Here is a 15871-nt window from a genome sequence, read left to right on the forward strand (position 1 = left end):
GCGTTTCGGACCTATGCGCCCTCGCATCTCGCTGACTAGCCTCCCGATCAGGACGTCAGCTAAGCGTCGGCGATAAACCCACGATCGCGCCATGTTGCTCGAACGTAGCTACGGAACTCGTAGCCATCTCCAAGTTCCAGATTGTCGGCGTGGTCGGAGATAATGATCTGGGGTATTACGCCAGTCATCTGCCCTGTTTCCTTACAGAACCTCGCCAGCTGCGTAAACATATTGGTTACTGCATCCATATCGGCGTCGAGCTTCTCTTCTCGCTTGGCTTGCTTAGCCAAAGCCTCCGGCGCGAAGGCTTTCCCATCATCTAGGGAAGCCGGGAAATAGACCTGGGTCGGCTGGTCCAAAAAGAGAATAGGAGGAATCTTGCAACCTGTGTCTGAACGCGCTGCAAAGTGATAATGCAACGACAGGAACAATGCCAGATGAGAATACAGCCAATTCGCACCGCTCCCCATCGAGCGCAGATAGATCCTCGTATTTGCGTCACGTTGATACCACAGGTCGAATGTCTCAAGGTCAAATCTCAGTTTGACGGGTCTGTAGGTCGCCTCGAACTCGAATTTGTCACCAATTTCACACATCTTGGAATTGATCGATGACTCCAATTCAGCCATAAGTTGTTCAACACCGAACTGCCCGACCTGTCTCTCGAGCTGCTTGACACGGTCTTCCAGAGTTCGTCTCGCGTCGTCCAGTTCGGAGGGCGGCCTGTCGATTTGCCGCTGAATTGCAATCTCGAGCTTAAGCTTCGCTTTGATCGCTTGCTCATTAACTTTTTCAGGGCTGTGAAGCCGTTCTACTTCCTCCTCAAACGGGCGCAGCGCAGCCTTGTTGCGTTGTAAGTCAGTATCGATTTCCTTGAGTTTGGCGACAGTCTGCCTTCTCTCATCGATAAACCCTTCTCGTGCGTAAGCGGACAACCTAAGCTCTCCGTTCAGCCAATCAATGGCGGCTGCGAGCTTGTTCCCCTCTATCGCCGGAGCATGATTTGGCGCTTTGCACATAGGACAATGTGGTTCCTTCGGATCACTTCCCGCGGGTAACGTAATGGTCAATGACTCTTCTCCGAAGCGCACGGAGGAGGAAATTGAGTGGTCAATCATCCTGAGCTTACTTTCGGTCTGACGCCTCAACACAAGGGCCGCAGCTCTTTCCTCTAGCAGCAAGCGCCTGCGCGCCTCACCTTGATTTGAGAGCACGTCGACCATCACTCGGTGGCTCGCAATTCGCTGTAGAGCGAGATGCGGTTCTTTCCAGATATCATCCGCCGTCATGTCGAACAGAGTCATACCAGAAAACCCCTTATACTCCGCCAAATTGAAATTGTACTCCGCGATGCAGTCGCTCTTTCTCTTATCTTCCTTTGGTATCTGCGTTTGCAGTTTCTTGAGATCATACCTCGCAGATTCCAACTCCTTTACGAGATCGAAGTATCCTTCACCAACGAATCCCATCAGAATTTTGAAGTGATCGATCGCCTGGTCTCGCTTATGTTTCTCGTCGAATCGGTAGAATATTGCATGCTTATTTGCAACAAGATTTTGATGCTGCAACATGAACGACGAGAAACTGCGAACCGACGGCGTCTCGGTCTTTCTTCCCGTCAGTGCCTTGTGGAATGGATCTTCGTCAATATTCTCCAGCGTAATCGCAAAGTGCCTACCTATGCTCTTCTTGAACTCTGACAGATGCATGAAGTAACGCTCTTCGAAGAAAGCTTCTGAACTGCTCAAAAGATCGAGAATATGCTCCTGATTGCTTCCACTAACCTCTCTGGCGAAACAACGGTCGGCCCCTGCACGACGCGCAGTGATCAGCATGTAACGCGGAAATTGCAGTACCGAAAAAAATAACTTTGACCTGTCTGTGATTACACCGACTGGTATCGTATCCTCCGCACTACCCAAGCAATAATCAAATATCTCAATTAACGCACTCTTCCCTGTCGAAGATTTCCCAGTAATGATGTTCAACCCCGGCGAAAATGGAACATAATGCAGATTATCTTCGTGATCGACCACGCCAATAAGTTTTACGTGACACTTCATAGTGACTTCAATCCCAGAGTCCGAAATATCGAAACAACATCAACGTCAGAAAATATAAAGGCCAGCTTTTTTGCCGCTTTTATGTAGCTCGGCTTGGCATGAGACATCTTAGAGGCACCAACCGTTTCAACCGAAAGTTCGTCGGATATCTTTATTGACCCTTCTGCTGCTAGGATTAGGATCGCAGAATTTGTCAAGGGCTTGCAATCCTCCACTCGCGCTGCGAGTCCAACCAACCGCGCAGGGTCATCGCACATCGACCGCAACGAACTCCTTCTGTTGGAGTTATTCAGAAAGGTATGCATTGTCGGATAGAGCACCATCGGCAAAATTAGATAGCTCAGGAGAAAATCGCGTTCTTTCGGCACTACCTCGGCGAAAAAACTATGAACTATCGGCGCCATAGAAAAAGGGGTTCGCTGAAGCGAAAACAAATGGTCAATGATACGGCCGCTCATGCCCACAATCTCCAGTGAAATTCATCTCTACGGGTTCCTGGTTCCTCGTCAGCCAACATTTGATCCACACCGTTTCTGAATTCAATCGGCGTATCTGTGTACGTGCAAAATTCTTCGACATCTCTTGAGCATCTAGTGAACAAGAACGCCTTAGAGTTTGCTTTTAAGCTTTCAAAATCTTTATCCCTATATAGTCTGGATATTTCCGCCTTTCTGCTGAAAATATGTTTCTTGTGCTGACCTTCGAAGTATCCTTCTAAATCCAGCCTATTTGCCTCGTATCCACCAATTAGTTCAGACATGTAACTTTCAGCATGGAGAATATCGCTGATGGCTTCGAGTATATGGTCACCGGCATCAATCTCTGTCAGTTTCCGCGCAAACAGGCGGTGCTCAACGTCTAGTTGAGCAACCTTCTTCTCGATGGCGCTACGATCGATCTTGGGGAACCTGATCGTCTTGAACATGTATCGCGCCGTCAACTCACGAACCTTTGCGGTAAAATCTGAGCCCGAGATCTTCCAGCCTTCCGAAATTAATTTAGTTGCAGTCAAAAATCCAAACATATCGTCGAGATAGGAATCAACACAGCCCGTGTAAATTGGACGCAGATGCTCTCGCTTATAGCGTGTTATACGTTGCTCGAGCCGTGACTCGTCTGTAACGATTCTCGTCTTCTCGACCGCGTTTTTAAGATCCATCCGACGCTCTGGCGAAAGGACCTTCCTTTGAAGTTCCAGCGATTTTGATGGTTGAGACTTACGAGAAACCGTATGCCTCGCTTCTGCCTCGCCTCGAATTTCCTCAAGTATTGCAATCCGCTTTTCGACGGTCATTGCGTCCCACTCTGCGAGACGTGCCTTAGCGCCGAAATTTTGGGTCGTCAGAAGAACGAGAGATTGATACTGATGATGGGCAAACTCAGGTTTAAGCCAATTATTTAGCGTATTCCAGAAGTTTTGGTGACTATCAGTCAAATCATCATCATAATACTTGACTTCGATCTGTTGTCGCTTTGCGACAGTCACGTCACCAGAAACTTCTATCCATAACTCTTCCCCATCAGCCAGCGTATGGCAATACTCCATAGCAACCAGAATTTGGTACTTCAGAGCTTCGAACAGTTTGGTCGCATCGAAATCAAGTTTTTTGTTCACAATCATTTCCCTCTACATCGTCTCGAATCACGAATATGGCCAACGCCAATCCTCTCCCACTCCCTCGCAGCAACTATCGAGAAATATCACTCAGATTTTTCGAGGCTTTCAGGGTTGAACGAGACGCAAAATCAGTACGTCAACCATCATTGAGGAGGAAAGCTGTACTATGTCGCGAACGCCCACGCTATGCACTCAGCGACCGATGGAACGATCGTTTTCTGAACGCACTCCATTAGATCTATAATATCGGCATCAACTCCCGCAAACTTTAGCCGCCGCATGTTGCACTCGGACTCATGTCGTTCCTTTCGTCCGGACGTACGCATACTAGGCAGCATGAGAAAATTCATTTCGCATAATTAGCCCGTATTTGCGTGACAAATACATGGGGAGCCACCGGCCCGCCTACGCGCGCTATCGTTTATCACGGAATCGCGAGGCGAGGTAAGGAGCACATCTGAAAAGCGCACGTACGCGGCTAGAGGGCCACTTTGTGTTGCGCAACCGTCACCTGTGCCAGCTGTGTGTGCGACCGACTCGTCCAGCGCTTTGGTAAGCAGGAGTTGAGGTACGTCGGCTCACACTAAAAAGTTCGCCGAGCAACGCATCCTCACTGAGCAGATTTCCGCGCCCCACCTGTGGCGGCACGCAATGCAGGTTATCGACATCGAACGGCCGTATTAGGACTATATGAGGCTGCCTTCCTGGGACCGTAAACATGCCACGACATCGAATTACCAGCATTCGTTTCTCTCGCTACAAAGCATTCCACAATTTTTCGGTAACGATCGAAGACTTCAATGTTCTTGTCGGACCGAACAATGCTGGCAAATCGACAATAATTGGTTCCCTTCGTATCCTGTCGGAGGGGCTTCGCCGAGCGAGGGCGAAGGCGCCAGTACCCGTGGACGTCCCGGGATATGCTGGTTGGGCCTATCCAATTAGCATTGAAGGTCTACCTATCGCGGCGGAGAATATTTTTCACGAATACGACGATAGCCGTCCCGCCCGAGTCGAGTTCCGTTTGTCAAACGCCAATCGACTCATCCTGCACTTCCCGTCGCAAGGGGCATGCATTCTGATTGCTGAGACTACAAAGCAGCCAGTTCGACAACCTCGCAACTTTAAGGAAGCGTTCGATGTTGAGATCGGCTTCGTTCCGGTACTTGGCCCCGTCGAGCAGCACGAAAAGCTCTTCAAAAAGGAAGCAGCGCGCTTAGCGCTTCTAACCGCCACAGCGTCGCGTAATTTCCGAAACGTTTGGTTTCACTACCCCGAAGGATTTGACGAATTTAGAGATACCGTACAAAAAACATGGCCCGGGATGGATATCCAGCCCCCGGAATTCAACGGCGAGCATCTCGTGATGTTTTGCCCGGAAGGGAGAACGCCGCGGGAACTATGTTGGACGGGGTACGGCTTTCAGGTTTGGTGTCAAATGCTGACGCAGATTTTGAAGGCAAAAAACGCGTCATTGCTGGTAATTGACGAGCCTGACATTTATCTCCATTCTGATCTTCAACGACAGCTCATCTCTCTCCTTCGAGATCTAGGTCCGGACATTCTCATCGCTACGCATTCAACAGAAATGATCGCTGAGTGCGAGCCGACAAGCCTACTTGCAATTAGCAAAGAGCGCCAGAGCGCAAAGCGCGTTGCAGACATCGGACAGCTAAAATATCTGTTCGGTGCGTTGGGGTCCAACTTGAACCCCACATTGACACAATTGGCTAAGACAAAGCGCGTTTTATTTGTAGAGGGACACGACACACAAATTTTGTGCGTGTTTGCCCGGGTCCTCGGTTTCCACAGGGTGGCAAATCGTTCGGATTTCGCTGTGATGATAATGGAAGGGTTTAACCCGGCAAGAGCAATTGACCTGGCTGAGGGCATAGATGCAGCCGTTGGCAGTCGAGTATTGCGATCGGTAGTTCTAGATCGTGACTACAGAACACAGGAAGAAATTGACGCGGTTCTTAAACGTCTTGAAAAGAATGGGTTCGCTTCCCATGTGCACGCTCGAAAGGAAATCGAAAATTACTTGCTTGACTCCGCGGCGATCGAACGTGCCGTCGGTGCAAGGCTAAAGGAACAAGCGCAGCGTACAGGAAAGCCAGAACTGGATGTTCCGCATATAGATGCAATCTTGACTCTCGCACTAGATGAGACACGTCAAAAACTATTTGGTCAATTGCAGGCACGCGCCGTCGATTACGCGCGAGACGTTAAATCGGGCGTGGACAATGCAACAGTCATGGGACAGGTACTCGCTGAACTAGAGAAAAAGTGGGCCACGCCCGGGGGGCGCTGTGCGCTGGCGCCGGGCAAGGAGGTATTCGCCCGGATAAACGCCGAACTGCAGAGGACCGTGAAGGTCTCTGTATCAGCTTTGCAAGTGGCGGCGGCATTTAGAGCTGAAGAGGTTCCTGCTGATCTAACAGCGCTGATTGAATCGATCGCACGGTTTAGTGAGCAGATGGCGCCTGACTGATTCACGCAGGTTGATGATCCGGAACAGCCGTGTGAGAGCTTTAGCGAATAGCATTGCAACGTCCGTAATGGCCGAAAGGTTGTCCACGGGCTGGCAAAGCGAACGTCGGTAGCAACTCGCAGCCGGCCCATTGAGCTTGGTGCAGCCACACCAGCAGTTATGGGTCGGGAGTACTCGTTCACTCCCATCAGCACCTGACATTCGAGGCTACGACGGAGCGAACGGCGGCAAAGCACCTCTCAGCTGCCTCACAGTGGCCGGCACTCCAACGTCCGCAATGGCCGATGAAGAGGCATTCGTCTTTGACAATCCGATTGCCGGTTACGGGCGGAGCCGACCCCTGAATGTCCGACCGACGAAGCATATGAATGGCCATTTGTGGCCGGCCGCAATTACTACGCCATGACACCGCCCGGTAGCCACCGACCCGCTCGAATGTTTTTTAGCGCTGGCTAGGAGGCCAAGGTGTACATGGGGCACGCCGATAACCGACGCATTCCCCGCGGCGAGTTCGAGCCGCGGGGGTGCGCTCTTCTCCTCTGTACCCCGATCGCGCCTGTTCGTTGCGACGTGTAATAGTCGCCATCGGTCAAGGCCTCCTTCGCGTGGAAACTTAGAATCAGCCTGACCACGGTTTGCGATTTTCAGCGAGGGAGAAATCGGATCATGGACCGTCGCTGACTATCAGTTGCTTCACAGTCAAGAAAGACGCTGAACGTCTGCGGGCGTGACGTTATGCTGCCCCTCGCTCGTTAACCAAACTCAACGACCCAATAGCGCTCGCTGCCACGTCTCGTCGTCTCCCTTTTTTGATCTGGTGTCCCTTGGACTTGCGAGGGCAAATAAAGCTATAACAATAAGGGCGAACAAAAATAGTATTTTGAAAATTGTTTCACCCAAGTTTAACCACACTATTACTTTTAGTGTTAGTACGAATGCAAAGAATCCTATCAGCACCTTTGCTATTAATCTCATTTCGGGTCGCTCAATAAGCTAAGTGGGTTATAGTGTTTAGGCTAATGAGGCAACTCCAGTAGCGGAGTCGCCCTGGGTTGAATCTAACGAGGCGATGCCGGTGATGTCGGGTCAGCGGGGACGGGCGACATGAGATCATTTCCGCCGCCCCCGCAAGCGGTCAGCAATAACGCCATCAAGAGAGTAGGTGTTTTTTTCATTATTGAGAGGCCGTAACGCGTGGTCGGGAGAATCCCTTGAATCAAGCACCTCGCAGCAAGCTGCGAGGTATGAATGACGCTCTTTCAACCCGCCGGTCTCCGACCGGCCTACGCCGCAAGCGGCGGAGAATGCGACTCGAAGAGATTCAATCATGGCATGCGATAGCAACAGTACATGCCAAAGCCAATCCGGCTTTACGGCAGGTAGGCTTGAAACTTGAGATACCGACTGTACGTCCGCATTTCGGATGCGCCACTGACGTTCGAATGTCGGAGGGAGCCTTCCGATGGACGGCTCATGATGGCCGTTTGCTGCCGCACGCGGGACGAGACATGCCGACCCACGAGGACGGTCAGCCTTTCAAACAACGACGTCCCTGGATAGATGCAGGCTGGGCGTCTTCAGAGAATCCGCAGATGGCGGATTTTCCCGATTCGGGGCGAGCGCTTCAGGATCAGGTCGGTGATGTATTCGGGCAGAAGTGCGCGCGGCACATTTGCTGGTACATCTTCGACGAGCTGCGATGGAATGTGGACGATGAAGTCGTCTGGTTTGTTCTTCAGGCTGTGTTCGTAGCTGACGCGATAATCCATGACTGTCCTGACCTCGGAGGGCGATCTATGCAGGATTTTATCAGCGCGCTACGCAGGGACGCCGCATAACGGTCTTTCGCCATCCAGGGGTATTCGTATTTCGCGGTTGATTTCGTCTTGTGCTTTGCAATGGATACCGTCAGACGGCGATGGCTGCGGGGGTGTCGCAGATCGGAGATGAAAGTCCGTTCTAATTTAAATGGATCTGCGAGTGGCGTGACGGTGCAGACGACGCGGGTCACCCATCGCATGGAGAAGGAAGGGGGTGTGCCGCCACAGCTGGCCGAAGACGGCCTGGAGGCAGCGATTGCATTGACACGCGCGGATCAGGAAGATAACCATTCTGCGAGCTTCGACCAGCGACGTTCCGTTTGCTTGCCCTTGACCGCAATCGCGAGTGCGCGCTTCTGCCCAACCAGTACAACGAGGCGCTTGCCTCGCGTGATGCCGGTGTAGATCAGGTTGCGCTTGAGCATCATGTAGTGCTGCGTCGAGACGGGAATCACCACAACCGGATATTCCGATCCCTGGGATTTGTGGATGGTCGTCGCGTAACACAGGACCAGCTCATCCAGTTCGCCAAATGCGTAGGTTACGATGTGCTCATCAAAGGTCGCTGTGAGCTCCTGCTCTTCAGCGTCGATGTGGGTCACAAATCCAATGTCGCCGTTATAGACATCCTTGTCGTAGTTGTTCTCGATCTGCATGACCTTATCGGCGACGCTGAAGCGATAGCCGAACTTCTCGATACTGTGTTCGCCCGGCGGGTTCAGCGCCTCCTGCAACATCTGGTTGATGCCGCGAGCACCGGTGAGACTGCGGTTCATCGGGCACAGCACCTGAATGTCGCGCACCGGATCCAGCTGGAATTTTCTGGGTAACCGGGTCTTGACCAGGTCTACGACGGTCTGGGCAATCGCCTCGGGTTCGTCGGCCGGCACGAAATAGAAATCTGACTCTTCGCCTTTTTCCGGAAGGGACGGGAACAGCCCCTGATTGATCTGGTGGGCGCTCCGGACGATGCGTGACGTGGCGGCCTGCCGGAACACCTCGGTCAGGCGCACGACAGGCACCGCGCCCGACTCGATCAGATCCGCGAGGACCTGTCCCGGGCCAACCGAGGGCAGCTGATCCACGTCCCCGACGAAGATCACGGCAGTGGTGCTCGCCACCGCCTTCAGCAACTGGTTCGCCAGCGGCACGTCGACCATCGAGCACTCGTCGGCCACCAGCAGATCACATTCGAGCGGCGACTCCTCGTTGCGCTTGAATTGCCCATTGGCTGGATTGACTTCAAGCAGCCGGTGGATCGTCTTCGCTTCTAGCCCGGTCGATTCCGACAATCGCTTGGCCGCCCGTCCGGTTGGCGCGCACAACAGCGCCTTCACCTGTTTTGCACGCAGGATCGTCAGTATCGAATTGACCAGTGTCGTCTTCCCGACGCCAGGCCCGCCGGTGATGACCAGCAGCTTTGACGAGAGAGCCAGACGGATCGCCTGCTTCTGCCTATCGGCAAGCTGGATCGCAAGTTTTTGCTCAACCCACGGTATTGCCTTGTCGGCGTCAAATGCGGTCCATGGCGGCGATCCAGACTTCAGGCGCTGCACCTGCGAGACGATGGAACGCTCGGCGTTGTACAGCTGCGCGAGGAAAACGCTGGGAACGCCGTCAACGGTATCGGCGATCACGATTTCCTCTGCCAGTTCCTGGTCGATCGCATCCTCGATGATGGGTTGCGGGATTTCGAGCAGCTTCACGGCAAGCGACAAGAGCTGGCTCCGCGGCAAGCCGCAGTGACCTTCTCCGGCCGCTTCGGACAACGCGTAGGAGACGCCGGCCCGCGCACGCAGCGGGGAGTCATGTGCGATACCGATCTTCTGCGCGATGGTATCGGCCGACAGGAACCCGATGCCACGAATGTCCCGGGCCAACCGGTAAGGATTTTCCGTGACGATAGCGATGGCGTCCTGGTCATAGGTCTTGAAAATCCGCACGGCGCGGGACGTCGAAACGCCGTTGCCATGCAGGAAGACCATGATCTCGCGAATAATCTTCTGATCGGCCCAGCCCGAGGTGATTTTTCTGGCGCGTATCGCACCAATCCCCTCGACCTCCCGAAGCCGCCCAGGTGTCTGCTCGATGATGTCGAACACGGCGGCGCCGAACGCTTTGACCAGCCGACCGGCGTACACCGGACCGATACCCTTGACCATCCCGGAGCCGAGGTAGCGCTCGATACCGGTCAGCGTGTTCGGTGGCGAAATCCTGACGAAGACCGCCTTGAACTGTCTGCCGTGCTCGCGATCCGTGACCCATGTACCCGACGCCGAGGCGTACTCGCCTGGCGCTACCGTCGGGGTGTGCCCGACCAGGGTGATGAGTTCACGCTCGCCCTTGACCTTCAACCGCAGGACGCAGAATCCGCTATCGGCGTTGTGGAACGTGACGCGCTCGACGAGTCCCGCGAGCCGATCCGGTTCGGGCCTGGGCGCGGCGTTGGGTGGACTTGCTGACATGAATGAGGCGCGGCTTGTTGTATCGCTAATGAAATGCTGACAGGATCGGCATCCTACCGTGTAACAAGTCGAGCGAGCCGGAGATGTCGAAGATAATGCCGGTCATCTTTCCTGACAGGCGCACCAATTTTGCCAATGGACACGTTGAACGAAGTGCTCCCCCGCCTCACCGTCGACCAGCTGAAATCGCTGATGCGCTGGCTTCCTGATGCCTCTCCCACCGGCAGGAAAGACCTGCTGGTCGGGGCAATCCTGCGAAGTCTCGCTGGGGACGGACTGCGCGCACTCTGGGATCGTCTGTACGACATCCAGCGTATGGCGGTGGCGGAAACCGCGTACGCCCTGGACGGCCTCTTTGATGGAAACCGGTTCCGGGCGAAATATGGGCGGTTGCCCGACTTCACGGTCAAGGAGAATGGCCGCCGCTATTCGGATTATGGACCGCCGACGGCGTTGGGCCTTTTTTTGTACAACCAGGATGGGCGTTACAGCCTGCCCGATGATCTGCGCGAGCGATTAATAGCCTTCGTGCCCGAACCCGAGCCCGTCAGGCTGAGCACAATCGAAACGCTTCCGGAGGAGATCGGCGAAGACCGGCTGACGGTGCGACACACCGACCGCGATGCCATGGTGGATCTGTCGGTTCTGCTGCGTCTGACGGATCAGGGCAAGATCCAGGTCAGCGACAAGACATCGCTGCCCGGCTCAGCCACGCTGCGCCTGTTGACGGAGAACCTCGCCGGCGGCGATTTTTATGCCCACAAATCTAAGCAGGATCAATGGGGTCAGGAAATCGGCCCGATCAAGGCGTTCTCGTGGCCGCTAATGCTTCAGGCTGCCGGACTGGTGCAACGGAACGGCAGCAAACTGGCGTTGAGCGCGGCGGGGCGGAAGGCTTTGGCTTCCTCCCCAGCCAGCGTGTTGCGCACGATCTGGAACAAGTGGCTTAAATCCAGTCTGTTTGACGAGTTCAGCCGCGTTGAAGTCATCAAGGGACAGAAATCGAAAGGTCGCGTCATGACCGCGGTGGCGCCGCGTCGTGCCGCTATCAATGAAATACTGCGGCTCTGTCCGGTTGGAGCGTGGATCGACGTCGATGACTTTTCCCGGTTCATGCAGGCGACCGGTCACACGTTTGACGTATCGCACAACCCGTGGCAGCTTTACATCAGCGACCAGCAATATGGCAGCCTGGGTCACGATGGCTACCATAGCTGGGAGATTCTGCAGTTGCGCTATCTGTTGTGCGTCCTGTTCGAATACGCCGCCGCCCTTGGCATCATTGATGTCGCCTACATCGAACCGACTGAAGCGCGTAACGACTTTGGCGACCTATGGGGGACGGACGATCTGGAATTCCTCAGTCGCTACGACGGCCTGATCTACTTCCGCGTGACGCCGCTGGGTGCCTGGTGCCTCGGGTTGGTTGAGGATTACACACCCGATCCGATCCAGTCGAGCGTCAAGCTTGCTGTCTTGCCCAGCCTGCAGGTAAATGTCGTCGGCGGAAACCTGTCGACGGAAGAATCGCTGACGCTGGATATCTGGGCCGTAGAGGCAACGGATAAAAGTTGGCGGCTGGACCGTCAAAAGGCTGTTGGAGCGATTGAAAAAGGGCACGACATTGCCGAACTTCGAGCGTTTCTGCAGACCCGGGAGGACCAGCCCCTGCCCGAAACAGTGGAGTCCTTCATCAAGATCACCGGGAAACAGGGCAACGCGCTGAAAATCTCGGGAACCGCATTGCTGATCGATTGTGAGAATGCGGAAATCGCCGTCATGATCGCCACGCATAAGGAAACAGCCGGTTTGTGTCTACACGCCGGCGATCGACAACTGGTGGTCCGGCTTGAAAACGAAGCGAAATTCCGGAACCTGATTCGCATTCTGGGCTTCGGCATGACTGCCTGAGGCGCTGGCTCTGGGTACACGTGCCAGCCGGCAGGCATTGACGGCGTGCAGCTCGTCGCGACGGGCTGCACCCGACCCGTTTCAGCCGTTCGACCCGCAGGAAAGCGGACCTTCAGCCCAGCGCTCGAATGCTGCGTGTGCATTGAGCGGAACGTCGGAGCACGCATTACCGGTGCATGTCATCGAGCCTTTTATGCAGGTAATGCCGTTCATGTTTGCCGTTGAATTCCTCAAGCCGACCGAACTCCGTATAGGGGGCCGGTGAGAGGAAGGTCGAAAACGTACGCTAAGACAGGTCCGCTCGTATGGCTTGGTCTGGTAGAAAGGAGAAAGTCAGGTTTCGGGTGAGTAGATCACGATCGCTGCCGCACGATCGAGTTCGAGAGCAAGAAACGAGATGCTACGGGTGCGTTTTCCCGATACGATCCAGGTCAAATCGGAGGGAATTATCGTGAGCCTTGAGTCTGCCGTATTGGTCCGCGCGTGCGAGCACGCGACCGCATATCTTCAAGGGTTGGATACCAGGTCGGTTGCGACGACTGTTGGCCTGGTCGAACTCCGCAAACGCCTGAATGTCGGCCTCGGGGCGGAAGGCACGCCGCCTGAAACCGTCATAGATGAACTGGTGGCCGCGACCGCCGGTGGACAGCTCGGCTCAGCGAGCGGGCGGTTTTTCGCCTGGGTGATTGGCGGCGCGCTTCCTTCCGCGCTCGCCGCCGACTGGCTTGCCTCCACATGGGACGTGAACGCCACAATGTACGCCTGCGGTCCCGCCGCTGCAGTTACCGAAGAGATCGCCGGCGAATGGATTAAGGACGTGCTTGATCTGCCGCGCGACGCTTCGTTCGCGTTCACGACGGGATGTCAGCTTGCCCATATGACCTGCCTTGCCGCGGCGCGTCACGCCGTTCTCGATCGCGCGGGCTGGGACGTGGAGCTGGACGGTCTGGTCGGTGCCCCCCCGGTCCGCGTGCTCGCAACGGAGGAGCGTCACGGCTCGATCGAACGAGCACTTCGCTTCCTAGGACTTGGTACGCGATCGCTCATTCCGTTGGCGACGGGGGATGACGGCCGCCTCCGCGCCAACGTCCTGAGCGACGCGCTTGCAGCTGGGACGGGTCCCACCATCGTCGTGCTCGATGCGGCGGACCTCAATATCGGTGCCTGCGATCCGTTCGCCGAGTTGATCCCGCTGGCGCGCCATGCCGGGGCTTGGGTACATGTCGATGGCGCATTCGGTCTGTGGGCGCGCGCGAGCCGCGAACATCGGCATCTGGTCGATGGGGTCGAGCTGGCCGACAGCTGGGCAACCGATGCCCACAAGTGGCTCAACACACCGCAGGACAATGGCATCGCGATCGTCCGCGACCGCGCCGCGCATCGAGCCGCCATGACACTCGCAGCGCACTATCTGGTCGCTGGAGGCGAGGCACGAGACGCGATCGATTGGACGCCCGACTGGACTCGCCGCGCTCGCGGCTACGCCGTCTATGCGGCGCTGCGTGAGCTGGGTCGCGACGGACTTGCCGCCATGATCGACGGATGTTGTCGTCATGCCAGTGCGCTTGCATGGGGAATCGGCGATCTCGATGGCGTCGAGCTGGTCGCGGCTCCCACCCTAAATCAAGGACTGGTCCGGTTCCTCGATCCGCACGGTCGTTTGGATGTGGACCATGACCGACACACGGATGCGGTGATTTCTGCGATTAACTCCGAAGGAACCGCATTTTTCAGCGGTACGCTCTGGCGGGGCCGGCGCGCCATGCGGATTAGCGTCGTCAACTGGCGTACGTCCGATGACGACGTTCGCGCGACAGTGGATGCGGTCGAGCGGGTACTCTCACAAATCAACTCCACATCGTAATCTGGGTCTGCCGGGGTGCAGGGTAAGGGAACGCGAAAGGTAGAGCGACCAAATGACTGCTTTTGGGAACGCGAACGGGCTGATTTCGCGGCGATAACTGGGGTGGATTCGGCCACTCAAGGCGTCTCGTTGCCCACCCATCCTGTATGGGGGAAGTTGGGGTTTGAGGCGCAGTGGAACGGTTATGGTTTTTTTGCGTAACCGTTCCTATGAGAAGTCCATCGTTATGGAAAGTATGCTGATTTGGGGCGGCGGCGCTGGCCTGTCCCAAGGCCCATCCCTGCAACGAAACGCTCTGACCTGATTCACATAATGCTGCCGTCCTTCAGGGCGTACCCCGAAGGAGAGCAGCATGTTGACTGTATATTTCAGGTCTCCGGCTTCCCTGGAGTACTACCGATCCGGAATCGGGGGGCCATATCTGGATGAGTTCGTCAGTTGGCTGGGTGGCCAAGGCTATCACCGGGTCAGCATTCGCCGGCATGTTCGCGAGGTTGTCCATTTCGCGGACTGGGCTGCCTCGGAAGGGTTGGCGATCAGGAACCTGGATCGTCAATCACTGCAACGATTGCGCGGCCACCTTGGTCAATCGGAGCGGTACCCCAGCGGCGGCCTTCGACACATCTACCAGAGTGCGCGGACCTTCGTGCGCTTTCTCGAGGCAATAGGCGTTGTCGATGTGCGGGCTGCACCAGCCGCCACGCAGGTCCCCGCCATCGTTCTCGAGTTTACCGAATGGATGCACACGCAACGGGGAACGTTGGATAGCACGCTCTCGAGCTATCGCCGGCCTATCACTGACTTGTTGCAGAGCTTGAGTACGGAGCCCCGCACATATACGGCACAAGGACTCCGAGAATTTATCCTTCACCAAGCCCGCCATTCCAGCTGCGAGAGATCGAAGAACCTGGTCACTGCGATACGCATGTTCCTGCGCTTCCTGGTCGCTCGCGGCGATTGTGCCGCAGGGCTGGAGTATGCCGTTCCGACAGTTGCCAGGTGGCGGCTATGCTCGCTGCCCAAGTATCTTCCTGCCGCCGAGGTCGAGCGACTCATCGATTCGTGCGATCCAGCCTCGCTGCTCGGCGCGAGAGATCGGGCCATCATGTTGCTGATCGCACGGCTGGGCTTGCGCGCCGGTGAAGTCAGTGCCCTAACGTTTGGTGATCTGCGCTGGACGGACGGGATATTGATCGTGTCCGGCAAGAATCGACGCGAGACGCGGTTGCCGATGCCGCAAGACGTCGGCGATGCGATCCTGCATTATCTCGAACATGGCCGGCCCTCATGTTGCAAGCGACTCTCTGTTTATTACAGTCATCGCCCCGTTCGTGCCAATCACTCGCCAGGTGGTAGGTCGCGCAGTTGTTCGCGCCATCCGCCGCACGGGTATCAACGCGCCGACGCAGGGCGCTCATCTGCTTCGGCATTCGGCAGCAACCAGCTTGTTGCGCACGGGCGTTTCGCTGCCTACCATTGGGGCGCTCCTGCGCCATGCATCGATCGAAACGACCACGATATATTACCGGCCGAAAGTTGCTATGTGCAGTCTCGGTTCCGGCTCATTGATAGCAAAGGAGTTCGGTCGTAGGAACTCGGCATAAATATCCGGTCGGTTGTGGAGGCCCGCCACCAACAG

9 protein-coding genes and 1 pseudogene are annotated in these 15871 nt (G+C 55.6%); 5 read left to right on the top strand and 5 right to left on the bottom strand.

The window, feature by feature from the left end; all coding sequences use genetic code 11:
* Positions 1–59: 59 nt before the first annotated feature.
* Genes FVF58_RS44130 through FVF58_RS44140 form a run of 3 tightly spaced genes read right to left on the bottom strand, consistent with a single transcriptional unit; the run spans position 60 to position 3678 of the window.
* A complete protein-coding gene (locus FVF58_RS44130) occupies positions 60–2063 on the bottom strand; it encodes a DUF3732 domain-containing protein (RefSeq protein WP_149675886.1) in 2004 nt (667 codons plus the stop codon).
* On the bottom strand, positions 2060–2521 hold the full coding sequence (locus tag FVF58_RS44135) for a three component ABC system middle component (RefSeq protein ID WP_149675887.1): 462 nt from the start codon (positions 2519–2521) through the stop codon (positions 2060–2062). The genes FVF58_RS44130 and FVF58_RS44135 overlap by 4 nt, the downstream gene beginning before the upstream one ends.
* A complete protein-coding gene (locus FVF58_RS44140) occupies positions 2518–3678 on the bottom strand; it encodes a hypothetical protein (RefSeq protein ID WP_149675888.1) in 1161 nt (386 codons plus the stop codon). Before FVF58_RS44140 ends, FVF58_RS44135 begins: the two co-directional genes overlap by 4 nt.
* 721 nt (positions 3679–4399) lie before the next feature.
* On the opposite strand from FVF58_RS44140, the gene FVF58_RS44145 reads away from it, so the two are divergent.
* A complete protein-coding gene (locus FVF58_RS44145) occupies positions 4400–6172 on the top strand; it encodes an ATP-dependent nuclease (RefSeq protein WP_149675889.1) in 1773 nt (590 codons plus the stop codon).
* A gap of 1577 nt (positions 6173–7749) precedes the next feature.
* Here FVF58_RS44145 and FVF58_RS44150 read toward each other — a convergent pair.
* Together FVF58_RS44150 and recD2 are read right to left on the bottom strand one after the other, a co-directional pair.
* Entirely contained in the window at positions 7750–7941 is a 192-nt protein-coding gene (locus FVF58_RS44150; RefSeq protein ID WP_149675890.1) for a hypothetical protein, read from the bottom strand.
* Positions 7942–8267: 326 nt separating this feature from the next.
* Positions 8268–10457 carry an SF1B family DNA helicase RecD2 gene (gene recD2 / locus FVF58_RS44155; protein WP_149675891.1) on the bottom strand — a complete coding sequence of 730 codons (2190 nt, stop codon included), beginning with the start codon at positions 10455–10457 and terminating at the stop codon, positions 8268–8270.
* A 135-nt stretch (positions 10458–10592) separates the two neighbouring features.
* Here recD2 and FVF58_RS44160 point away from each other — a divergent pair, with 135 nt between their 5' ends.
* From FVF58_RS44160 to FVF58_RS55050, 4 genes and pseudogenes are all read left to right on the top strand, one after another.
* Positions 10593–12368: a hypothetical protein gene (locus FVF58_RS44160; RefSeq protein WP_149675892.1), complete on the top strand. Its 1776-nt coding sequence runs from the start codon at positions 10593–10595 to the stop codon at positions 12366–12368.
* A gap of 406 nt (positions 12369–12774) precedes the next feature.
* Positions 12775–14232, top strand: a complete 1458-nt coding sequence (locus FVF58_RS44165; protein ID WP_246217492.1) for a pyridoxal phosphate-dependent decarboxylase family protein — start codon at positions 12775–12777, stop codon at positions 14230–14232.
* A 925-nt stretch (positions 14233–15157) separates the two neighbouring features.
* A pseudogene (locus FVF58_RS55045) lies at positions 15158–15499 on the top strand (tyrosine-type recombinase/integrase); the annotation flags it as partial.
* Between the two features lie 7 nt (positions 15500–15506).
* Positions 15507–15836 (top strand): tyrosine-type recombinase/integrase, encoded by a 330-nt coding sequence (locus FVF58_RS55050; RefSeq protein WP_425469025.1) that lies wholly within the window; start codon positions 15507–15509, stop codon positions 15834–15836.
* The last annotated feature ends 35 nt before the right edge of the window (positions 15837–15871 follow it).

This window comes from Paraburkholderia panacisoli (assembly GCF_008369935.1).
Classification (GTDB): Bacteria; Pseudomonadota; Gammaproteobacteria; order Burkholderiales; family Burkholderiaceae; genus Paraburkholderia; species Paraburkholderia panacisoli.

Coding starts and splice junctions, on each gene's coding strand:
- FVF58_RS44130 (WP_149675886.1), bottom strand. CDS start 2,063: ATGAAGTGTCACGTAAAACTTATTGGCGTGGTCGATCACGAAGATAAT.
- FVF58_RS44135 (WP_149675887.1), bottom strand. CDS start 2,521: ATGAGCGGCCGTATCATTGACCATTTGTTTTCGCTTCAGCGAACCCCT.
- FVF58_RS44145 (WP_149675889.1), top strand. CDS start 4,400: ATGCCACGACATCGAATTACCAGCATTCGTTTCTCTCGCTACAAAGCA.
- FVF58_RS44150 (WP_149675890.1), bottom strand. CDS start 7,941: ATGGATTATCGCGTCAGCTACGAACACAGCCTGAAGAACAAACCAGAC.
- recD2 (WP_149675891.1), bottom strand. CDS start 10,457: ATGTCAGCAAGTCCACCCAACGCCGCGCCCAGGCCCGAACCGGATCGG.
- FVF58_RS44160 (WP_149675892.1), top strand. CDS start 10,593: ATGGACACGTTGAACGAAGTGCTCCCCCGCCTCACCGTCGACCAGCTG.
- FVF58_RS55050 (WP_425469025.1), top strand. CDS start 15,507: ATGGCCGGCCCTCATGTTGCAAGCGACTCTCTGTTTATTACAGTCATC.